Below are 20,893 nucleotides of genomic sequence, written 5' to 3'. Positions count from 1 at the left end.
GATGTCGCAGGCGGCGCTGATCTAACGCGCCCGCTCCCAGATGATCGTCACCTTCGCTCCACCGGGGCGTTGAAAATTCTCAGTCATTCGGTTGGCCCCGACCTGGCGAGCCTCGGTCTCGCTCCCCCGCCGGCCACACCCTCGGCGCAGGATCGGCAGAACGCGTTTCTGAATGCTGCGGCCGATCGAAGGACGGTGGCGCCAGATCGCGTCGTCGCCCCCGCATCGCCGAACATCCTTCAAGCCGGCGCGGTGATCCAGGCGGCGCTGATCACCGGTATTCGTTCCGACCTACCGGGCCAGATCACCGCCCAAGTGACCGAAAACATCTATGACAGCCCAACAGGCCGCATCCTGCTCGTGCCGCAGGGTACGCGCGTCATCGGCCAGTACGACAACAACGTCCAGTTTGGACAAAGCCGCGTGCTCTTGGTCTGGAACCGGCTGATCTTCCCGAACGGACGCTCGATCGTTCTCGAGCGCCAACCGGGCGCAGACGCTGAAGGGTTCGCCGGGCTTCAGGACGGTGTCGACTATCACTGGTGGGATCTTGCCAAGGCGGCGGGTCTGTCAACACTGCTCAGCGTCAGCGCCGAGCTTGCTGTCGACAATGACGACCGTCTGATCCAGGCGATCCGTAACGGTGGGCAGGACACGATCAACGACGCCGGCCAGCAGATCGTGCGGCGCCAACTCAACATCGCCCCGACGCTCACCATCCGCCCGGGCTTCCCTGTCCGCGTTATCGTCACGCGGGATCTGGTACTCGAATCCTATGGAGGATCGTGATGGCGAAGCTGAAGCTCGGCCCAATCGTCGATGATAGGCCTGTGAAAGTCACTCTGGCGCTGCCTGCGGCGCTGCACCGCGACCTGCGCGCCTATGCTGAAGCTCTTGGCAGGGAACAGGGCGAACCAGTCACCGATCCAATTCGTCTGGTTGTCCCGATGTTAGAACGGTTTATTGCAACCGACCGTGGATTCTCCAGCATTCGACGGCGATCAACTTAAGAGCCAGACTGTGCATCGAGACGCACAGCCTAGGGCTATTCATAGGGGCACAAGATCAACGCGCACAGTGGATCGCGCATCGAGCGAGAACTTTGTGCATCAGCCCATTCGCCCGAATGTCACGTCGCCAAGTTGCTCAAGTGTGGTCCACAGCCTCGCCGCAACTTGCTGGTCGTCGGCTTTTTCAGGAATCCCGGCCCAGCCGGGTAAGCCGCCCAGCCCCATCACCCCGTTGGGGCCGTAATATCCGCCAGCCGCCGCTTGCGGCGACGTTGCCGCGTACAGGGTCGGCAAGGCGCCCTGGGCTGCCGTCTGGAACATGAACGGCATGTATCTGTGATTGCGCCCTTCGAGGCTGTCCGGGCCAGGGCCGTCCGGGACAAGGTTCGTGCGGGCGATGCCGGGATGGGCAGCTATCGACGAGATACCCCAGCCTTCCGCCACGCTGCGCCGCTGCATCTCGAAGCCAACTAAGAGGTTGGCGAGCTTGGAGTTATCGTAAACCGCCCCATAGTCGTAGTCCTGAACCAGTTGCAGGTCGGCAAAGTTGATAGCACCTATGAACGAGCGACTGCTGGAAACCCAGACGACGCGCGGGGATTGGCCTTCGCGCAGCAGCGGCAGCAATCGGGCGGTCAATGCAAAATGACCAAGCGTGTTGGTAGCAAAAACCCGCTCGAATCCGTTGGCGCTCACTTCGCGGCTTTTCCGCCCCATGACGCCGGCATTGTTGACGAGAATATCCAGATTTCCTCGGGACGCTCGCATACGCTCCGCAAATCCGGCGACTGAAGCGAGGTCTGAAAGATCGAGCGTCTCGAAGCGGATCGAAGCGCCGGGAACGATGCTCCTGATGTGTCTGACCGCTTCCTCGCCCCGTTCCTGCTTCCGGGACGCGATGGTTACGTCCGCCCCGGCGCGAGCGAGTTCAAGGGCGTCATGAAAGCCCAGTCCGCTGCGGTCGCCCACGGGATAACCATTGCCGCCGGTGACCAGCGCCGAGCGCCCTCGCAGCGAGGGGATGTCGGCCGCCGTCCAATCGGGGATCCTCGGCAGTCCCTGCTGACGCGGGGAAACGGGTGGCCTGTTCGCCCAGACGGCGACGCCGCCGCCCACAGCCGCAACAGCAAGGCCGGCCGCGCCGTATCGAACAAATGAACGGCGCGACAACCCCGATGCTTTGGCTTTGCCAGGCCCATTCCCTCCGCGCGTGTCTGTCATTTCAGGAATCCTTCCGAGTAATGGAATTTTGGATGGTTGGGCGATGTCAGTGTTGCGAAGGGTCAGCGGCGATGCACTCGTTTGCGATCAGCATGAACGGGAGTATCCGGTCGATCGTCGCCGGATTAAGGTCAACGTGTCACTTGCCTTCCCGATGTAAAACGGTGCCCACCACCTCGACGTTTCACACGAACGTCACGCTCGTCAGTTCCTGAGACGCATCCCAGAGGCGCGCCGCCACTGAGGCATCGAGCGCCTGCATGGGAGGCTTCTCTTCGGTCGGATAGCCACGCGTCCCGCCCAACCTGTCAGGTCCGTAGTAGGCGCCGTCGCGCGCTGTAGGCTCGGTAGCCGCATACAGCGTGGGTAATGCGCCCTGCCACGCGGGCTGGAACAGGAACGGCAGGAAGCGGCGCGCCATCCCGGGCGCGCTCGTCTGTCCGGCTCCGTTCGGGAGCAGATCGGTGCGCGAGATACCGGGGTGGGCCGCCAGGCTCTCGACGCCCCATCCGGCCTCCTTGCTGCGCCGGCTCAATTCGAATGCGAACATGATGCAGGCGAGCTTCGATTGGCTGTAAACCGGCATCGGCTTGTAGTCGCGCTCAGCTTGCAAGTCGTCGAAGTTGATCGCTCCTTGGCGTGCCGCGACGCTGCCGAGGGTCACGACGCGTGGGTTCTGCCCTTTCTTCAGGAGCGGCATCAGATGCGCCGTAAGCGCAAAATGGCCGAGATAGTTGGTTCCGAACTGCAACTCGAAGCCGTCTTTAGTTTCGCGACGCGCCGGCGGCGTCATGACACCGGCATTGTTGATCAGAAGATCGAGGCAGTCTTGTTCCCGCGCGAGTTGCGCGGCGAATTCGGCGATCGAGGTGAGGTCGGCAATATCCACCTCCCCAAACCGCACCTGTCCGCCAGGGATAGCTGTCTTGATCGCGGCCACGGCTTCAGCGCCCTTCCGCGCGTTGCGCCCGGCGATCACGACACTTGAACCGGCTCGCGCCAAGGCCAACGCGTCCTCGTAGCCCAATCCTCCAGTGCCGGTGACGACCGCTGTACGGCCGTGTTGCGGCGGAATGTTGCTTGTCGTCCATTTAGTCATATAGGAGGTCCACGCCTTCTCAAAAGTTCAGCGAGACTTCGGGTGAGGATTGTCTCAACGCGCCCGCTTTTTACCTCCCTCAATAGAACGGCTGCGGCACCAAACCTCCATGCCTGAATTGGCAAAAAACATGCCTATTCCTACGTCAATTTGGCTGTCGAGGAATTTCGAAAGAAAGTGGATGCCGACTTGCCGAGCCCATTATGTTGGCGCGGTCAAGGCCTGCGGGCGTCCTACAAGTATGTCCACGTTGGTCAGTTCCAGCGAAATCTCCCAGAGGCGAGCCGCGACGGCTGGGTCCAGCGCTTGGCGAGGAGGTTTCTCCTGGATCGGATAGCCGCGCGTCCCAGCCAGCCTGTCAGGGCCGTAATGGCCCCCGTTCCGCGCTTCCGGATCAGTCGCTATAGCGCGGCGATCTGGGAGGAACTTGCGCGACAATCTAGATGGGACTTTTGTGTCGCGGACGGTTGGGAGTTTAGCAGCGTGATTGTCGCTGGCAAGTGTTCATTGCTCTTGTAATTGTCGCGGAGCGTCAATCTGGGTGGGCTGTGTGATTGTCGCGTAGATGGGAGGCCTTCCGCGCTGCCGTTTTGCCTCCATAGCAGAGCGGCGACGATAGCTTTCGACGTTCATCTCGAAGATCGTGGCGTGATGAACGAGGCGGTCCACCGCGGCGAGCGTCATGGCGGGATCTGGAAAAACTCGATTCCATTCGCCAAAGGGCTGATTTGCGGTCAGCAGGATAGATCGCCGCTCATAGCGTGCGGAGATGAGTTCGAAGAGAACGCTGGTCTCTGCCTGGTCCTTTGCCACATAGGCGAGATCGTCGAGGATAAGCAGATCGAACTTGTCGAGCTTGTTGATGGCGGATTCCAACTGCAGTTCGCGTCGTGCGACCTGCAGTTTTTGAACGAGGTCCGTCGTCCTGGTGAACAGCACGCGCCAGCCTTTCTCGACCAACGCTAAGCCGATGGCTGCCGCAAGGTGGCTCTTGCCGCCTCCCGGCGGCCCGAACATGAGGACATTGGCACCCTTCGCCAGCCAGCTATCGCCTGCCGTCATCGCCATGATCTGCGCCTTGGAGATCATCGGCACGGCGTCGAAGGCAAAGCTGTCGAGGGTTTTGCCTGGCGGCAATCTGGCCTCGGATAGATGGCGTTCGATTCTGCGTCTGTCGCGTTCGGCAAGTTCATGCTCGGCTATAACCGACAGGAAACGGGCAGCAGGCCAGCCCTCTCTGTCGGCCTGTTCGGCGAAGTCCGCCCAGAGCATCTTGATCGCCGGCAGGCGAAGCTCGTTCAGCAGAATGCTCAGGCGGCCGGCATCGATATCGTTGGGATTGGTCATGCGCGTTCTCCTGCATGGCCAGCGACCAGCGCCTCGTATCCGCTTAAAGGCGCCAGATGCACGGAAACGACCGGTAAGGTCGCCGGGTCAGGCGCGAAATGCTTGCGCAATTCGGCCATATCGGGAAGCTCTCCGGCATCGAGCATGCTGGCCAGCCGTTCGGCCAGTTCACGTTCGCAGGTCCGCTCATGGGCCAGCGCCAGGATCTCGACCATGGTCTTGCAGGCCTGCTTGTCGGTCAATCGTTCCAGCAGAGCCTCGAAGGTCTGGCGATACTCCAGCCTCGGGAAGAGCTGGTCTCGATAGACGAGCCGCAACAATGCCATCGGCTTTTGCCGTAGGGAATGAATGACGTGCCGGTAGTTGACGACCTGGCTGTGGCGGCCGTCAGGATGGCTCCGCCCTCGAGAGAGCGTCATGAGATAGGTGCCGCCGACGAACACATCGAGCCGGTCATCGAAGAGACGCACCCGTAGCTGATGCCCGATCAGGCGTGAAGGCACGCTGTAGAAGACCTTGCGCAGCGTGAAGCCACCGGTGCGCATGACCCTGACGACCACCTCCTCGGAGTCTGTCGTCCTGCGCTGCGGCAATTCCTGAAGATGAGGTCTTTCGGCTTCGATACGTTTGAGATTGTGGGCGTTGCGGCGGCTGACAATCTCATCGATGAAGGCACGGTAGGCGGCAAGATCGTCGAAGTCGTTGCTGCCGCGCATGAGCAGCGCGTCGCGGACCGCTGCCTTGATATGCCCGTGCACGCTCTCGATCGAACCGTTCTCGTGTGCGACGCCTTTGTTATTACGCGTCGGCTTCATGTGGTAATGGGCGCAAAGTTCCTCATATCGATGCGTCAGGTCCTCCCGCTCATTGGTGGTCAGGTTACGGAATGCAGCCGACAGGCTGTCGCTACGATGGTCGTGCGGCGCGCCGCCAAGGGACCACAGGGCATTCTGCAGCCCTTCCGCAAGAGCGACGAAGCTCTCTCCGCCGAGGATGACATGGCCATGTTCGAAGCCGGAGTAGGCAAGCCGGAAGTGATACAGGAGATGATCGAGGGGCTGCCCGGCGATCGTGACCTCCAGACTATCCATGTTGGTGAAATCCGAAAGGCCCAACCGGCCGGGCTCGTGAACCTGCCGGAAGATGACCTCCTGCTCTGCGCCATGCACAGCGCGCCAGGAGCGAATGCGCCGCTCCATGGTCCGACGAATGCCGTCTCCAAGCTCCGGGTGGCGGCGCAGCATCTCCTCGAATATCGCTACCGCCCGTATTCCGGGCGCAGCCTGAAGCAGGGGAACGATCTCGGCATCAAAGATATGGGCCAGTGGATCTGGTCGCCGGCGTTCCCGCGGTTTTGTCTTTTGAGATAGGAGACGTGGATCCTTCTCGATCCGGAAAGCTGTCGTGCGGCCGATCGAAGCCTTTGCGGCAGCAACGGTGACGGAATGATTTTGACGTAACTTCATGAAAAGCCTCATCTGATGATCGTTTACATGGCGACCTGGCACAAAGTGATTCTCCGGTTTTGGAAAATCGCCAGATTGACCGCGATCACAAGCGCAAGGCAGGCCTGATTTTGGCGCCGCGGGCCGTGGGCATAACTTCGATCGGGCTACGCCCTCACTCCGTTACGCCCACCACCCGCAAAGTCCCATCTTGATTGACGCTGGAATTCCACGTTGATCGTCGCGCGGCAAGTCGCCGCAAACAGCGTGGGCAAGGCACCCTGCCATGCGGGCTGGTAGAGAAACCATAAGTAGCGCCGCGCAAACCCCGGTACGCTCGACCAGCCCGGTCCGTTCGGTATCAGGTCGGTGCGTGAGATGCCGGGATGGGCCACAAGGCTCTGCACATCCCATCCGGCCGCCTCGCTGCGTCGACTCAATTCGAAGGCGAACATGATGCAGGCCAGCTTCGACTGGCTGTAAACCTGCATCGGCTTGTAACTGCGCTCGGCTTGAAGGTCGTCGAAGTTAATCGCTCCCCACCGCGCTGCCACGCTGCCCACAGTCACGACACGCGGCTTTTGCCCCCGCTTCAGGAGCGGCAGCAGATGCGCAGTGAGAGCGAAATGGCCGAGATAGTTTGTGCCCAGTTGTAGCTCGAAGCCATCGCTGGTCTCGCGACGCTCCGGCGTTCTCATAACGCCAGCGTTGTTGATCAAGAGCTCGAGGCCATCTTGCTCCAGTGCGAGTTGCCCGGCGAATTCACCGATCGAAGCAAGGTTCGCAAGGTCCAGCTTGCCGAACCGGACCTGCGCGCCAGAGACGGCATTTCTAATCGCCGCGACGGCATCAGCGCCCTTCTGGGGATTGCGTCCGGCGATCACAACGTTAGTGCCGGCGCGCGCCAGGGCCAGCGCCGTCTCGAAACCCAGCCCTCCGGTGCCGGTGACGACTGCCGAACGGCCGTGTTGTGGTGGAATGTTACTTGTCGTCCATTTGGTCATCAATCATCCTTGCCTTTTTGACCGCTCGGCGGAGATCTTGAGCGTTGATGGTCTCTACGCACCCGCCTTTTTGTCCTCTTCGGCAGGATGCCCGAAGCGCGGCAACTCTCCATGCCAGAACCAGTAAAAAGTATGCCTGATCCTACATTTGTGCGTCTTGCACCGGCCCGGGGAAGGCAAACAACGGCAGAAGTTCTGATGGTGCTCAGGTTCGCACGGTAACAGGATCATCTGGCATGGCAGTACCGCTTGGCGGATGGCCTACAGTCCCGCTTCCGTGATGCCGCTGATCATTCTCGGGCCCCAACTGCGAGCGGTGAAGCTCCAGGTCGCGAAGATTATGAAGGCGGTTGCAGCCAGGAGCACCGTTGCTGCCGCAAAGCCGGCAACCGCTCCGCGATCCCGCCGGCGCGCCCGAATGAAGAGTTCAGCGACAATGAGATTGGGGACGTAGAAGAACATCATGATCGCGTCGAACCAGCCGGTAAAGCCGCTTGCCGTTCCAATGCCACCGGAGGCCAGGAACCAGGCGCCATATTCCATCCGGTACAGCCAGGAGCCGACCGTCAGCGCAAACAGCCTGATCGCCCAGGCACGATGCCCGTTGAAACTGCCAGCCCGAGCGCGGGCGTAGGCCATGGCGGCGCAGAGCACCATCAACGCGCCGTAGATGCCGAAGCCCGTATCCATCAGTGGGCCACCGATCGTGCCTCTTCCCAATATGAAGCCAAGCCCACCCAGACCAGCTAACCCGGCCGAAATGACGTAGATTCGGCCCAGCCAACGATGGAGGCCCGGCACATTGCGGTGCACGCTCCCGATCAATTGAACAGGTCCGAGCAGCAGGAGCACGCCCCCGGCCATGAAGTGCGCGCCGATGGCTGCCGTAGAAAGCAATGCGCTCCCTTCGTATAAATCGGGAAGAGACTCGTTCCATCGCTCGGCGGCTCCGCCTAACGCGACGCCGCCGAAGAAGGTGAGGATGTAGGTGGCGAAGATGGCGCCGCTGATCCAGCTCGCGGCCACGAGCAGCCGAGCGCTCAAGCGCAAGGCTGCACCATGAGAGCCGCCAGTTGGCCCGGTCGGTTCACGATCAACGATCGATGAACTGTCCGCTATGGGGATGGTCTTAAATCCTGCACTCATTGTGCTCGGCGAAGCACCATGGTCCGACCGAGTATGGCGGTGCCCATATATGCGCGAAGTTCCAGTTTTCCGCTCACCAGCGTTGCTCGAGCGGAGTGGGTCTGACCAGTTGCACCGCTGTAGAAATTACCGCCTTCCCAGCGACCGTCATCGGCATCCCATTTGAGGTTGGTCACGAGAACGGCTCGCTCCAAGGAGCGGCTTCTGAGGTTCGGGTCCGGATTGAGTGTGTCCTTCTTGAAGGTCTTTCCGTCGGCCTCCATCAGAAGCTTTCCGTAGAGGACCCGGGCGGCATAGGTCTCGCCGGCGTCGAACATCTCAAGTTTAAGATTGCCGTCCTCAGACTCCCACACGCCGACAATCTGATCCGGCGAAGACGCCTGTGCGAAAGCCTCTCCAACCGGGAGACCTGTCATTCCTGCGGCTAGCGCGGCGGCCAGCAAAGGCCCTGTTACCAATTTGAGCATCTTGTGTTTCCTTATCGATGGGTTAGCGCGTGTGTGGGATCGGCGCGAAAGATTTCGCGCCGCCCGAAACTTCTTGCCTGCGGAGCGATCCGCCGTTCACCTCGGAAAGCGCTGTGTGGAACCGCGCCCAACCCCTCCCGAGGCAATGCGCCGTGAAGCTACCCGCCGGCTGTACGACGGCGAATACCGATTACCGCGAATTTCCTGCCTGATCCTCCAGCTGGATTGAGGTGAGCCCCGGCCAGTGAATTCTTGCCCAAATCTTGACGGGACAGGATTCGAGGACCGGCAACCAAGGCATCTGAAAACGCGGTCGAGCGAAGCGGACCCCTTGACACTTGCTAGGTGCCTTACATATTTGCTAGGTAGCTAGCGAGATTGGAGGGTGCATCGATGGTTGAGAGTCGGAAAAGCGCGGATCGCGACCTCGTCGGAGCCTGGGCAAAGCGGTGCTATTTCGCTGGCCGGGCAGTCATGGATTCCGTCCTGCGTCCTTATGATCTCGGCTCAGTGCAGTGGTACGTGCTCTACCAGCTCGCGACTGTCGGGCCGACCATGCAGCGTGATCTCGTGCGGTTGCTCGCGATCGAACGGGCGACAATGACCGGCATCGTCGCAACGCTCGTGCGCAAGGGTCTCGTCGAGCAAGAAGCCGACCGTGTCGATCAGCGCCAGAAGCTCCTGCGCATCACCGCCGCCGGCGCGACGCTTTGGGGCGAGTTGCCCGATCTCTCTTTCATCCGCTCGGTCGCCTTCGACGGCGTCGACGATGCCGAAATCGCGGTCGCGGTCCGGGTTCTACAAACCGCGACGGAGCGTCTTGAAAACCTGCTACAGAAAGGAACAGCGTCATGACAGTATTGATAACCGGCGCAACAGGGCTCGTCGGAGCCCGTCTTCTTCCGCGCCTTGTCGAAGCGGGGCTGAATTGCCGCGCGTTGATGCGCGGCGGAAAAGAGGCGCCCGCAGGCGTGACGGCGGTGGAGGCCGACCTTCTCGATCCTACTTCACTCATGCGAGCGGTGGAGGGCGTATCGGCGATCATCCATCTCGCCGCGGTTTTTCGCACGCCCGACACCGACCTGATCTGGAAAAGCAACCTTGAGGGCACGCGCAACCTCATCGCCGCGGCAAGGGCGCATGCGCCCGAGGCGCGCTTCATCCTGGCGAGCACGTCCAATGTCTATGACGCGGACAGCCCGCGGCCCGGCCGCGAGGACGATGCAGCTGACCCGCAACAGGCCTATCCGGCCAGCAAGCTCGCTGCCGAGAACGCGTTGCGCGAAAGCGGGCTGAACTGGTTGATCCAAAGGTTCGGATTCGTTTATGGCGACAAGGACGGACATCTAGAAGAGTTGCCCCGGCTAGTCGCCAGTTTCAAAATGCATCCGGCCCAAAGGATGAGCATGGTTCATCATCGCGATATCGCCACCGCCATGAACCTCGCCCTGACCGGCGCGATGGATGGGCGCATCGTCAACATCGCCGATGAGGCGCCGACCGCGATATATGAGCTCGTCGCCCTGGTCGGCGGAACAATGGAACCGTCTTCGGAGCCGCTTGCCAATCCCTGGCGCCTCCACGTGGATGTCTCGCTTGCCCGCAGCCTCGGCTTCCAACCGGTTGTGAGGACCGTCCACCAGGCCGCACAGGAAGGCTTGATGTGATGTGCGCTCGGCGACGACTGAGAGCCTGACGAATCCTTCCCCGTCAGCGCCGGTATTGGCAATTCTGTTCGCAGATCGGAAAGGCCGCTCCGGGCGCACCGGCACGGAGCCGCCTCCCGCAACACGCGCTTAGGCAGTTCGCGCCTTGCGGCTGGCGTACTGGCTGTACATCCGCTGATGGTTGAGCGCGTCCTGCTTTGGCGCAACGCCGAACATCCGGGAATATTCGCGGCTGAACTGCGACGGACTTTCGTAGCCGACCTTGTAGGCGGCTTCCTCGACGCTTGCAGCGTCCGCCACCATCAGCCGCCGCGACTCGAGCAGGCGCAACTGCTTCTGGAACTGAAGCGGCGTCACCGAGGTGAGCTGCTTGAAGTGCTGATGGAACGATGACGGGCTCATGCGCGCCACCTCGGCCATTTGCTCCACACGCAGCGTCTGGGCGAAATTGGCGCGCAGAAAATAGATCGCTTTCGCGACGCGCATGAAATTCGATTCCGGCACGGCCAGACTGCAGAGTTCGGGCCCGTGCGGGCCGCTCAGAAGCCAGTAGCAGATCTCGCGCATGACCGACGGATAGAGGATCGGGATCGCCTTCGGCGTCTGCGACATCCGGATCAGGCGCAGCACGCATTCCGCCAGCGGTTCGTCGACCTTGCCGACGAACACGCATGGACCCGGCGCGGCAGGTGGGAGGGGCGGCGTCTCCAACTGTTCCAGCACCTCGCGTAGCATCGTCACGTCGAGATCGATGGTGACGCCGATATAGGGCGACTGCTCGGTCGCCTCGACGACCCGCCCGCTGGCCGGCATTTCCATGCTGACGACCAGACACTCCATGTCGCCGTAGCGGAGCGTCTCGTCGCCGAAGAGGATTTCCTTTGCTCCTTGGGCCACGACGCAGAGCGACGGTCGGTATATCTGCCGCATCGGCATCCGCTGCTGGTAGGAGCGAATGATGTTGACGCTCTCGATCTGCGTCGGGAACAGCCCTTCCCCGCCGCCTTGGCTTTCGATGTAGGCGGTGATCCCACCAAGGAGCGATGACGACACGCGGACCTCCGATTGGTTCCGAGGCCAGCGCAACACTCGCCCTTCAGTCGGCAGCATATCGCCGCTTGTAGGAATAGGCAAGTTTCTTGAGGTATCCGGCATTCTGGTCATGGGAGACTTCCTCTAGCTTGATGATGCCCGTCACAGCCAAGGAAGCGCCCAACATGACAGAAACCGCCGCTCCGTCAATAGATCAGCAGAATGTACTGCTGAATATATCTAAGGCGAGCGGCGATGAATACGTCCATGGATGGCGCGTCTCGGTGCTGCTTACTACGCTGTTTCTTGTCAGCGCCACGTCCCAGATCGACCGGATGCTTCCCTTCGTTCTCGCCGAATCGATCAAGGAAGACCTTGATCTGAGCGACACCCAAGTGGGCTTGCTCACCGGCGTCGCCTTTGCGGTCTGCTACACGCTCTTGTCGATGCCGCTCGCCCGTGCCGCCGATCGAGGATCGCCGCGGTTCGTCCTCGTCTTCTGCATCCTGCTCTGGACCGCGATGACAGCGCTTGGCGGTCTCGCTATGAGTTTTCTGTTCCTGGCCTTTACACGCTTCGGCGTCGCGTTTGGCGAGGCCGGCGGGACACCCTCCAGCCACGCGATCATCGCCCGCAAGATCCAGCCCGAACGCCGCGGTCTGGCGATCGGCATCTTCTCGATGGGCATTCCGCTCGGCACTATGGTCGGCTTCGCCGTCGGCGGCGCCATCGGCGATACGCTGGGCTGGCGGACAGCGCTGGTTGGCGCAGGTGGCGCGGGCGTGCTGATCGGTCTGCTGGCCCTCGTCGTCATCGGTCCGACCCCGCCGCTCAAGCGCACGGCCGCCAATAGCGAACCCTTCCTGCGGTCGAGCCTGAAATTGCTGTCGTCCCCGGCATTCCGCTGGCTGTTCATCGGCTCGGTCGCACTCGGCTTCGCCGCAGCGCCATTCTACGCTTTTGCCGTTCCGTTCTTGATCCGCACCCACGGCTTCAGCGCCAGCGAGGCCGGGTTGGCGTTCGGCCTGCTGCAGGGCGTGATGGGGATTTTCGGGACGCTGGTGGGCGGCCGCCTGTTCGACCGCGCGGTGCGCTCGCGCACCGGTCGGGTTCTCGGACCGCCAGCCGTCCTCTTCATGATCGCGAGCCTGACGACGACTGCCGCGCTGTTCGCGCCGGTCGGCTGGCTTTCCATCCTCTTCTTCGTTCCGGGCATGCTGTCCTTCGCGTTTCTGCTGCCCTGGTGCTTCGGCGCCGCGCATCTGGTGGCCGGCAAGGGCAAGGAGGCGATGGCAACCAGCCTCGCGATGATCGGCTCCGGGCTTCTGGGGCCAGCCCTCGGCCCGCTCATCGTCGGCGTGATCAGCGACGCGGCGACAGCAGCGCAAGTTCCCAACGGCCTAGGGATCGGTCTGCTCACCGTCCCGGTCACAAGCATCCTGACCGGCATCGCCATACTGATTGCAAACCAGCGCATCGCCGCTTCGCTCCGACGGCCGTGACCGCCGAACCACGGTCGTAACCGCGCAAGCGTCCGCAACTTTTCGAGAAAGTGAGACTTTCCCATGTCCGACCCCGATAACGCCCGCCGCACCTTCCTGGCGCTCACCGCCGCCGCGCCCGCAGCCCTCGCCCTCGGGGGTGAGGCCGCGGCACAGACCTCCGAGACTGCTACCGGCGCATTGCCTGGCACTGGGCGGGCCGCCATCGTCACAGGCTCGTCGCGCGGCATTGGCGCCGCGACCGCCAAGCGCCTGGCGCGCGACGGCTATGCGGTGACGGTGAACTATTTTACCAGCCGCGATCTGGCCGCTCAGGTCGTGCGCGATATCGAGGCGGCCGGCGGCCGCGCCATCTTCCGCCAGGCCGATGTCGCCGATCCGGCGGCGGTCAAGGCCCTGTTCGACGCCAATGACGAGGCCTTCGGCGGCGTCGATGTGGTGATCAGCAACGCCGGGATCATGAACGTCGCACCCTTCGCCCAGTTCACAGACGAAGCCTTCGACCGGATGATCGCCACCAATGTGAAGGGCAGCTTCAACGTGCTGCGGGAGGCGGCGCGGCGCACCCGCGACGGCGGTCGCATCATCACGCTCGCTTCGACCTCGATCCGCGCGCGTCGGCCGACCCATGGCGGCTATGCCGCGACCAAGGCCGCCCAGGAGATCTATGCCGGCTGCCTCGCCAAGGAGCTCGCCGGCCGCCGCATCTCCGTCAACGCGCTCGCGCCTGGGCCGACCAACACGTCGCTGCTCGACGTGCCGCCCCCGCAGCGTGCCCAGGCCGCGCAGATGACGCCCTATGGCCGCATCGGTGAGCCGGAGGATATCGCCAACGCCATCGCCGGGCTGTGCTCTGGCGACAGCGAATGGATCAACGGGCAACTCGTGTTCGCCAATGGCGGCTTCTTCTGAGGCGATCGCGAGCCGCAAGACATCACACCCGTGGGGCGGCCGAAGCCAGCCATCGCTGCTTCGATCGCCTCGAACTGAACCCGGATCGCGGATAGCCGCCCCACTCCCGCCGATCCGATCGAAGGTCGCCGCTCCCCCATTACACCGGCGGCCTTCAAAACCCCCGAAGGCGCACCGCGAACAAGGCGGGCGCCTTCGGGGGCCCCACCTCCCTCCAGAAGGAGTTTCGACAATGCGTGTAGTCCTTCCCATCCTGCTCGCCGGTGGCGCAGCCTTGTCATCCACCAGCGCCAATGCCCAGGCAGCGCCGCCGGACAACGGCCCCCACGGCGTCGTCGCGATCGGCGCGGGCGTGGTTCCCGAATATGACGGGGCCGAGGATCTCCGCGCGATCCCCTTCGTGCAGGCGGACGTCCACTGGGGCGACATCAACCTGGAAATCCGCGGACTTCGGGCTCGTGCCGACCTCGCGTCCGATCCGCGCCTTTCGATCGGACCTGTAATTGGTGCGCGCCTGCCAAGAAGCGACGTGGATGGCCCGGTGGGATTGTTGCCGGATATCGACACGGCGATCGAAGCGGGCGGGTTCATCGGCTATCGCTTCGGCGGCGACGAGAGCGGCCAAGGTTCGCTGGCGATGGAGCTTTCCGTCGTCCACGATGTCTCGGGCGTCCACGATGGGATGCTCGCGACAGCAAGCGCCAGCTACGCTGCGGTTCGTCGCGACGATTTCTTCCTGTCGCTCGACGCGCAAACGACCTGGGTGAACCAGGACTATGCGCGCACCTATTTCGGCGTCACCCCGGCCGGGGCCGCTGCAAGCGGTCTAGCCGCCGACAGCCCGGGGTCCGGCATCAAGGATGTCGGTGTCGGCGTCACGGCCGGATACTGGTTCAGCGAGCGCTTCGGCGTCACAGGCCGGGTCGGAGCCAACTACCTCGTCGGCGATATCGCCGACAGCCCCGTCACCGAAGAAGGGCGCCGCTGGCAGCCGAGCGGCGGCCTCTCGATCGCCTACCGGTTCTGAAGCGTCGCCAGATCCGCTGATCCAAACCTGGCGCTTCGAGCAGTCGTGGCCGTCAGCCGGACAACGGGCATCTTCATCGTATCACACCTCCATGCCCCGGCGAATTTGACCGCGTGCATCAATTGAGGATTTGCCTATGGATTTCGATCCCGTTGGAGCAGTCATGGCGTGGATTGGCGCCTATGGGCTCATCGGTCTGTTCGCCGTTGCCCTGGCCGAGCGCTTCGTGCTGGTGATCCCGTCCTACGGGCTGCTACTCGCGGTCGGGATCGGCGCGGCGGACGGGGACTGGCCACTGCCGGCTGCCTTCCTTTCGACGTCTGCTGGCAGCATGTTCGGCTGCGCTGCATGGTTCTACGCTGTCCGGGGACTGGGCGACGCGCGATCGACGCGCCTCCTTAACAGAGCTGGCGGGTTCTTCGGCATGTCCGTCGATCGCGTTGAGCGCGGAATCGCTTCCGTTCACCGGAATCAGATCGCGCTGGCCTTCGCACTCCAGCTCGTGCCGACAGTAAGGCTCGTCGCTCCGGCCTTCGCCGCCCTTTCGCGCGGGAACTCCCGCAGTGTCCTGACGGCTTCGGCGGCCGGCATTGCGGTCTGGAATGGCCTTTTCATCGGCATTGGATTTTACGCTTCGCACTCGATCGAGTCGGCGAATTCGACGGTCCTCGCCCTGACTGCTCTCGGCTGCCTGCTCATTGCGGAGGTATCCGTGTTCTGGATCGTGCGACGGGTTGGCGCCCACCGCAAAGCGGGGACCGTGCTATGCAAGATCTGACACCTCGCAGATGCGCGCGATCAGTCGCGTCGTCGCCCCAACGCCAGCGTATGGCGGAAGCGCTCGGCTTCTTCCAGGCGTGGCTCAAGAACCCCCTGCGCGTCGCCGCAATCGCGCCATCGTCGAGATCGCTTGCCAACCTTATCACCTCCGAAATCTCTCACAACACCGGGCCGGTGATCGAGCTGGGCCCGGGAACCGGCGCGTTCACGCGCGCCCTGATCGCCCGGGGTGTCAGACAGGAAGACCTTGCGCTGATTGAATTCGGGTCCGAGTTCGCCGCCGCGCTTCATTTCCATTATCCGCGCGCGCGTACGCTCTGGATGGACGCCGCCCGCCTGCGGGCGGTCGACCTCTTCGACGGAAGGGCGGCCGGCGCCGTCGTCAGCGGGCTACCGCTGCTGTCGATGCCGCCGCGCAAGGTGATCGCCATCCTGACCGGCGCGTTCCGCAAGATGGAGCCGGACGGCGCGCTCTACCAGTTCACCTACGGGCCGCGTTGTCCGGTCTCGCTCAGACTGTTGGACCATCTTGGCCTCGAGGCGGAGCGGATCGGCGGCACGCTCGCCAACCTTCCTCCTGCGGCGGTCTACAGAATCAGGCGCAGGCATCCTATCCCTTTCCACTTTGTCCGCTTTTCGTCGCGGCAGCATTTGCCTGTCGAGTGAGATGACGGAGGCGCGATACACCCAATATCAATCCAGTAGCGCCGTAAGGCGGGGCAGAAGGACTTCTGCTGGATGGGCGACGCATGCCTGACCTCACCCTCGATTTACGCTTCCTGCGCTATGCGATCGTTACCGCGGAATACGGCAGCTTCCGACGCGCCGCACTGGTGTTAGGCGTCCCACAATCCACTGTCAGCCGTCGCGTGCAGCTACTTGAGCACCGCCTTGGAGCGCGCCTTTTCGAACGGCACCACGGTGGAATACGCCTCACCGCCGGCGGCGAGCACTTCCTCAAGGAAGCGGCGGCGATGGCCCGTGGCGTTGAGCGAGCAGCGGATGAAATGGCGGCGGCCCGCAAAGGAGAGGCGGGAAGTCTGAAGATAGGATTATTTACGTCGATATCCAGCGGGTTCCTCAGCGAGTTGCTTGCTGAGTTCCGGGTCAAATATCCCGCCATCAAGCTTATCTTGGACGAAGACACTGCCGAGGCCAATATTGCTGGAGCCATTTCCGGTCGGCTTGATCTGGCTTTCGTCTCAGGAGATCCCCGGGCGCCGAACTGCAACTCCAAAACGTTCTGGCAGGAGAGGATTTACGTCGTGATGTCCTCCGATCATGGCGCGGCCTGACATTTCCAGACAAAGCTTCCATCAAGCCGCTTCCCGCTCGGCTGCGCGATAGAGCCCGTAGCCTTCCCTCACCAACCAGCCTTCCTCGCACATCCAGGCGAGATAGTGCCGCGGGACACCAATGGCGGTAAAATCGCACGTCCTCACGATCGTACGCTGGCGGGCGAATGCGTAGGCTTTTTCCCGTAGCGACGGCCCAGGACCGCCCGCCAGTTGTATGCGTTCAGCACGGTCGCGATCGCGTTTTCTTGGCTGGGGCGGGTTTTTCGGGATTGCGGCGGGAATCTGAAAGAGATAGTTCGCATCTTCGTCGACGTCGGCGAGCCAGTTTCTCGCTAGAGCGCGCCAAAAGCGCGCTCTAGCCGTTTCAAGCCTCTATGACCGACATCACGCCCGTCTCCGCGGCAGCCAATCAGCTTTGGCCGCCGTTTCCATGATTCGGGCGCGGGGCCGGAATTACATCGGGATCGTCGGTGGCAACTGAACGACTATCCCGAAAGCCCGAAAAACTCTTTCTTGTGTTCAGTCGACAGCAGCCGCAACCCCGCCAGGTTTCTCATCGTGCTGACAGGCCGCCTGAGGGCATTCCTGTTCAGGAAATACATGTCGATGAGGCTCGGAGCCTTACTGTGCGACCCCTTGTGTGCAACGCGATAGACGGCACCCCGGAAAGGCAGGGAATTCAATGGCGTCCCGCGTTCGGCCAAAGCCGGTACGACGCGGACGTGACTGCCAAGCATATTCTTGATCCATTCGATCGATGCGTCTTCCGCCTTCGATGGGAGTCCGTACAGATCCGAACGAATGATCAGCGACGTGCCGCAATAATGGTTGAACTGGTCACGGCATAATAGAAGACTGCCGCCGTCGTCCCAGATATAGCCCTTGTCGATCGCCCAGCCGTTTTCGTTCTGGTGCCGGGAAACGTACTCGACGATGCGGGCGCTGACAAAATCGTCGTCATCAACGATCATGAAGAAGCGGCTGTCGCGGGCATCGAGCATGCCCGCGAGGACGCGACGCCCCTTGTCGGCGCGGAACGAGTCCAGAAAATCCTCCTCGGTCGCATCGCCTCGCTCGTGGATATCGTTCGGCGGAAAGTCCACCCACGTCACCGAGAATTTATCCGGCAGCACGGGAAGGTCGGCACCTTCGTTGGCAACGATGATCCCTCGCCAGTCAGAGCTGGTTTGATTCGCGATGGATGCGACGGTCTGCGTGAGATTCCTTTTCAGGAGGCTCCAATCGCGCGCGTTTTTCTGATGCCTCACAGGGATGATGAACGTTAAAACACTCATGACAGCCTCCGGTCGTTGATTTCGGGCAGGGTCAAGCCGCAACAGCCGCCTGCTCTCTTGCCCATCTGATGCCGTCATCGAGCGACGTTGCCTTGTAGGACAGATCCGTGCCCCCTGAAAAAGCATTCATGAAGCGGCGAATCTTTCCATAATTGTTGTCGAGCACCGCATGACGGCGTCCGATGAGAAGCGAGCAGATATGCACGTGCAGTCGGTCGGTCACGATCGCCTTGCCACGGGAAATCTGCCGGATGCCGCGCCGGAAGCGATTGTTGGCCGCCGCATCCAGTTTGCGCAGCCGTACCTCGGAAGGATTGAGCTGTAGCAGCGCGGATGCCGCACCGAGCGCCTTGGCGACGCGCACCTTCGAGGGGTCCTCGGTAATCCAGTCCTCCTTGGGGATGTCGGGATAGGCAGAGAAATCGACCGCACCGACCTGTTCCTTGTCCTGGCGGAGCATCGCAAGGACCGGGAATTGCGGCGCATCAGGCTGGACGGTGCCGATGCAGAAGGCCATGTCCGGGCACAGATAGGTTTCGCAATCGAAATTTTCCTGGGCGAACTGAAACGATTCCTCGTCGCGCACCAGAAGCACGAAGTTCTTGTGCTTGCCGATCGCCCGCCTGCTTTGCTCGAGCCGTTCGGGAGACTTGTAGTGGATCGATTGCGGAAATTGGACAATCTGCCGGTCGGGAAACAGTTCCATCACGCGTTCCCGGAAGTCCTGATGGAATACCCATACGTCGCCGAAATTGCCGCCCCCGTGAATGAAGATCGGACCATTCGGGGCTACGCTCTTGAGTTCTTCGGGTGAAAAATCGTCGGTCGTGCAGACGTAGGAGGGCCGCTTTGCATACCGATGCTGCAAATAAGCCATCTCTCCCAGCCAGATTGCAGAATCCCCGCAATTCTTGATATCGGGAAAATCCAGTATCGCTATGGGTTCATCGGGCTTGACGAACTTTTTCAAACAATCGTGAGTTCTGTCCTGCAGCCTGATGATGAGTTCGGATTGCTGAGCACCTGACATCGTACCTCTCTTTCGAAAGTTGTGAGAAAACAAGCCTGAGATCAGGCGTGACTGACTTTGGAGAGCACCTTGGAGGCGATCTTCCTGACTTCGGTCTCTGGACCATTCGGACGGTCCATGACCAGCCAGAGAAAGACACTGGAGCCGCAATAGAGAACACCTCCAAGGCAAACGAGGACCGCGAGTTGCAGAACCAGCGCCATCTGCGTGGTCTCAACGCCCATATAGCGATGGGCAAGCAAGACGCCCGCAGCCATGACGGCCGAACTGGCGAGCGCCCTGAAATTTGCCCACAACTGCGCCGTGACCGAAACATTGATGAAGCGCTTCACGATGATCATGTTGACGAAAGCGCTGAAGAGGCCGGTGAGCACACGACTGAATATCAGCCCGGGAAGCCCCCAGAACACCAGGCCGATCGTAATCACCGGAACCCGCACAAAGAGCATCTGCGTGTCGCGGATGAAGAGGGTCCGGGTATGTCCCAGCGCCATGCCAAGGGGTTGATTGAGAGAGCCTAACGTCTGCAGCGCGTAAACCGACGCGAGCGCCTGGATGATGAAGATCACGGGAAGCCACCTTTCGCCAAGCACAAGCCTGACGAGGGGATCTGCGATGACTGCCATGCCTATGCCGGCAGGCAATGCGACGGCCGTCAGGAGCGCCTGCGTCCGCTGATAGGCCGCCGCCAGGCGATGAGGATCATGGCGGACATTGGCAAAGGCGGGATAGATCGTCGCGGTCAGCGGCGCGGTTGCTTCACGCGTGGGCGTCATCGCAAGCTGGCCGCCGAGCGAATAATAGCCGAGGGCGGCGCCATCCAGCAGCTTCCCCAGCAAAAGGTAATCGAAGCGCCAATTGAGTGTGTTGACGATCTGCCCCGCAGTAATCCAGATGGAAAACGAAAAGAATTCGCGCATATGGGAGAAGGTTATGCGCGGGCGAAACGGCAGAATGAAGTACGACGCCAGAACGTTCGTCGCCTGCATGACCAAAGTGCCGATCACAAGCGCCCAGTAGCTGTGGTAGATGATCGCGATGGCGACGGTGGCTACAAAGCCGGCGATTTTCTGGGCAACGTTCAGCACGAACTCCTGCCAGAAAATCAGCTCTCGCTGGAGCATGATCCGCCGCGGATTCGCAAGCCCGTTTATCAGGAAGCTGAGGCTCAAGGCGAGGAGAACGCCGAACAGGCGCGGTTCGTCATAAATGAGGGACGCGGGATAGGCGAGCGCTGCGAAGAGAAGGCACAATATCAGGCCACGCGTCGCAGCCAGCGTCCATGCCGCGCTGAAATGGGATTCCCCCGGATCTTCGTGACGGATAAGCGCCTCATTCAGGGAAAGCTCTGTGATCGTCGTCACGATGACGAGCATTGTCGTTGCAAGTGCCACAACGCCAAAGTCCGAAGGCAAGAGATACCAAGCCAGGACAATGGTGCTGAGTGTTGACAGCCCGTTGACGATGACCCTCGAAAGGGTGACCCAGAGGCTTCCTGTCACCAGCCGGTCAGCAATGCTCATGGCCGACCCCTTCAATGCAGTAACAAGCGTATGTGAGCATCGTCATTCCACAGCTACCCTTTTTCGCGCACGTTTTCCGCTCCCTTTG

At 61.7% G+C, this 20,893-nt stretch carries 22 protein-coding genes and 1 pseudogene; 10 read left to right on the top strand and 13 right to left on the bottom strand.

The features are described from left to right. Positions 1-96 precede the first annotated feature (96 nt). Together QEO92_RS07985 and QEO92_RS07980 are read left to right on the top strand one after the other, a co-directional pair. Positions 97-789 (top strand): annotated as a pseudogene (locus tag QEO92_RS07985) (TraB/TrbI/VirB10 family type IV secretion system protein); the annotation flags it as partial. After that, positions 789-1,010, top strand: a complete 222-nt coding sequence (locus QEO92_RS07980; protein WP_037151338.1) for a DUF2274 domain-containing protein — start codon at positions 789-791, stop codon at positions 1,008-1,010. The pseudogene QEO92_RS07985 and the gene QEO92_RS07980, both read left to right, overlap by 1 nt. Before the next feature lie 99 nt (positions 1,011-1,109). Here the strand turns inward: QEO92_RS07980 and QEO92_RS07975 are convergent, their stop codons facing one another. The 7 genes from QEO92_RS07975 to QEO92_RS07945 form a co-directional block, all read right to left on the bottom strand. Further along, positions 1,110-2,231 carry an SDR family oxidoreductase gene (locus QEO92_RS07975; protein ID WP_227702654.1) on the bottom strand — a complete coding sequence of 374 codons (1,122 nt, stop codon included), beginning with the start codon at positions 2,229-2,231 and terminating at the stop codon, positions 1,110-1,112. 184 nt (positions 2,232-2,415) lie between these two features. Further along, positions 2,416-3,330, bottom strand: coding sequence for an SDR family oxidoreductase (locus QEO92_RS07970; protein WP_037151332.1), 915 nt, complete (start codon positions 3,328-3,330; stop codon positions 2,416-2,418). A 504-nt stretch (positions 3,331-3,834) separates the two neighbouring features. Continuing rightward, the gene (istB, locus tag QEO92_RS07965) at positions 3,835-4,677 is read right to left on the bottom strand and encodes an IS21-like element helper ATPase IstB (RefSeq protein ID WP_227702653.1); all 843 of its coding nucleotides are present in this window, start codon (positions 4,675-4,677) and stop codon (positions 3,835-3,837) included. Beyond that, positions 4,674-6,185 (bottom strand): IS21 family transposase, encoded by a 1,512-nt coding sequence (istA, locus tag QEO92_RS07960; protein WP_425272364.1) that lies wholly within the window; start codon positions 6,183-6,185, stop codon positions 4,674-4,676. Before istA ends, istB begins: the two co-directional genes overlap by 4 nt. Before the next feature lie 104 nt (positions 6,186-6,289). Then, on the bottom strand, positions 6,290-7,126 hold the full coding sequence (locus QEO92_RS07955; protein ID WP_227702651.1) for an SDR family oxidoreductase: 837 nt from the start codon (positions 7,124-7,126) through the stop codon (positions 6,290-6,292). A gap of 261 nt (positions 7,127-7,387) precedes the next feature. Further along, positions 7,388-8,170, bottom strand: a complete 783-nt coding sequence (locus QEO92_RS07950; RefSeq protein WP_280107505.1) for a DUF2306 domain-containing protein — start codon at positions 8,168-8,170, stop codon at positions 7,388-7,390. A gap of 98 nt (positions 8,171-8,268) precedes the next feature. Then, the gene (locus QEO92_RS07945; RefSeq protein ID WP_037151322.1) at positions 8,269-8,739 is read right to left on the bottom strand and encodes a DUF2147 domain-containing protein; all 471 of its coding nucleotides are present in this window, start codon (positions 8,737-8,739) and stop codon (positions 8,269-8,271) included. Positions 8,740-9,132: 393 nt separating this feature from the next. Between QEO92_RS07945 and QEO92_RS07940 the strand changes: the two genes are divergently transcribed. Together QEO92_RS07940 and QEO92_RS07935 are read left to right on the top strand one after the other, a co-directional pair. Continuing rightward, the gene (locus QEO92_RS07940; protein ID WP_037151319.1) at positions 9,133-9,594 is read left to right on the top strand and encodes a MarR family winged helix-turn-helix transcriptional regulator; all 462 of its coding nucleotides are present in this window, start codon (positions 9,133-9,135) and stop codon (positions 9,592-9,594) included. Beyond that, positions 9,591-10,406, top strand: a complete 816-nt coding sequence (locus QEO92_RS07935; protein ID WP_037151317.1) for an NAD-dependent epimerase/dehydratase family protein — start codon at positions 9,591-9,593, stop codon at positions 10,404-10,406. Before QEO92_RS07940 ends, QEO92_RS07935 begins: the two co-directional genes overlap by 4 nt. A 129-nt stretch (positions 10,407-10,535) precedes the next feature. On the opposite strand, the gene QEO92_RS07930 is transcribed toward QEO92_RS07935, so the two are convergent. Both QEO92_RS07930 and QEO92_RS07925 read right to left on the bottom strand, forming a co-directional pair. Then, entirely contained in the window at positions 10,536-11,459 is a 924-nt protein-coding gene (locus QEO92_RS07930; protein WP_037151314.1) for an AraC family transcriptional regulator, read from the bottom strand. A gap of 43 nt (positions 11,460-11,502) precedes the next feature. Further along, complete coding sequence (locus QEO92_RS07925) at positions 11,503-11,625, bottom strand: hypothetical protein (protein WP_265105676.1); 123 nt, start codon at positions 11,623-11,625, stop codon at positions 11,503-11,505. Here QEO92_RS07925 and QEO92_RS07920 point away from each other — a divergent pair. The 6 genes from QEO92_RS07920 to QEO92_RS07895 all read left to right on the top strand — a co-directional run bounded on the left by QEO92_RS07920 (position 11,624) and on the right by QEO92_RS07895 (position 16,954). Beyond that, the gene (locus QEO92_RS07920) at positions 11,624-12,940 is read left to right on the top strand and encodes an MFS transporter (RefSeq protein WP_227702650.1); all 1,317 of its coding nucleotides are present in this window, start codon (positions 11,624-11,626) and stop codon (positions 12,938-12,940) included. The two genes, QEO92_RS07925 and QEO92_RS07920, sit on opposite strands and share 2 nt — an antisense overlap. A 63-nt stretch (positions 12,941-13,003) precedes the next feature. Further along, positions 13,004-13,852, top strand: coding sequence for an SDR family oxidoreductase (locus tag QEO92_RS07915; protein ID WP_037151308.1), 849 nt, complete (start codon positions 13,004-13,006; stop codon positions 13,850-13,852). Positions 13,853-14,084: 232 nt separating this feature from the next. Beyond that, positions 14,085-14,879, top strand: coding sequence for a MipA/OmpV family protein (locus QEO92_RS07910; protein WP_037151305.1), 795 nt, complete (start codon positions 14,085-14,087; stop codon positions 14,877-14,879). A gap of 136 nt (positions 14,880-15,015) precedes the next feature. Then, complete coding sequence (locus QEO92_RS07905; protein WP_037151302.1) at positions 15,016-15,657, top strand: DedA family protein; 642 nt, start codon at positions 15,016-15,018, stop codon at positions 15,655-15,657. Positions 15,658-15,707: 50 nt separating this feature from the next. Further along, entirely contained in the window at positions 15,708-16,325 is a 618-nt protein-coding gene (locus QEO92_RS07900) for a class I SAM-dependent methyltransferase (protein ID WP_037151301.1), read from the top strand. An 83-nt stretch (positions 16,326-16,408) separates the two neighbouring features. Then, positions 16,409-16,954 carry a LysR family transcriptional regulator gene (locus QEO92_RS07895; RefSeq protein ID WP_052182856.1) on the top strand — a complete coding sequence of 182 codons (546 nt, stop codon included), beginning with the start codon at positions 16,409-16,411 and terminating at the stop codon, positions 16,952-16,954. Between the two features lie 21 nt (positions 16,955-16,975). Here the strand turns inward: QEO92_RS07895 and QEO92_RS07890 are convergent, their stop codons facing one another. From QEO92_RS07890 to QEO92_RS07875, 4 genes are all read right to left on the bottom strand, one after another. Further along, positions 16,976-17,101: a type IV toxin-antitoxin system AbiEi family antitoxin domain-containing protein gene (locus tag QEO92_RS07890; protein WP_280107504.1), complete on the bottom strand. Its 126-nt coding sequence runs from the start codon at positions 17,099-17,101 to the stop codon at positions 16,976-16,978. Positions 17,102-17,442: 341 nt separating this feature from the next. Further along, positions 17,443-18,252 carry a hypothetical protein gene (locus QEO92_RS07885; protein WP_037146288.1) on the bottom strand — a complete coding sequence of 270 codons (810 nt, stop codon included), beginning with the start codon at positions 18,250-18,252 and terminating at the stop codon, positions 17,443-17,445. A gap of 31 nt (positions 18,253-18,283) precedes the next feature. Further along, positions 18,284-19,282: a polysaccharide pyruvyl transferase family protein gene (locus tag QEO92_RS07880; protein WP_227702649.1), complete on the bottom strand. Its 999-nt coding sequence runs from the start codon at positions 19,280-19,282 to the stop codon at positions 18,284-18,286. Positions 19,283-19,323: 41 nt separating this feature from the next. Then, on the bottom strand, positions 19,324-20,805 hold the full coding sequence (locus QEO92_RS07875) for a lipopolysaccharide biosynthesis protein (RefSeq protein WP_227702648.1): 1,482 nt from the start codon (positions 20,803-20,805) through the stop codon (positions 19,324-19,326). Between the last annotated feature and the right edge of the window lie 88 nt (positions 20,806-20,893).

It is taken from the genome of Neorhizobium petrolearium (assembly GCF_029854435.1).
Lineage (GTDB): Bacteria > Pseudomonadota > Alphaproteobacteria > Rhizobiales > Rhizobiaceae > Neorhizobium > Neorhizobium petrolearium.
Note: the sequence above shows the minus strand (reverse complement) of the source record. Positions and strands in the feature narration are given on the sequence as shown.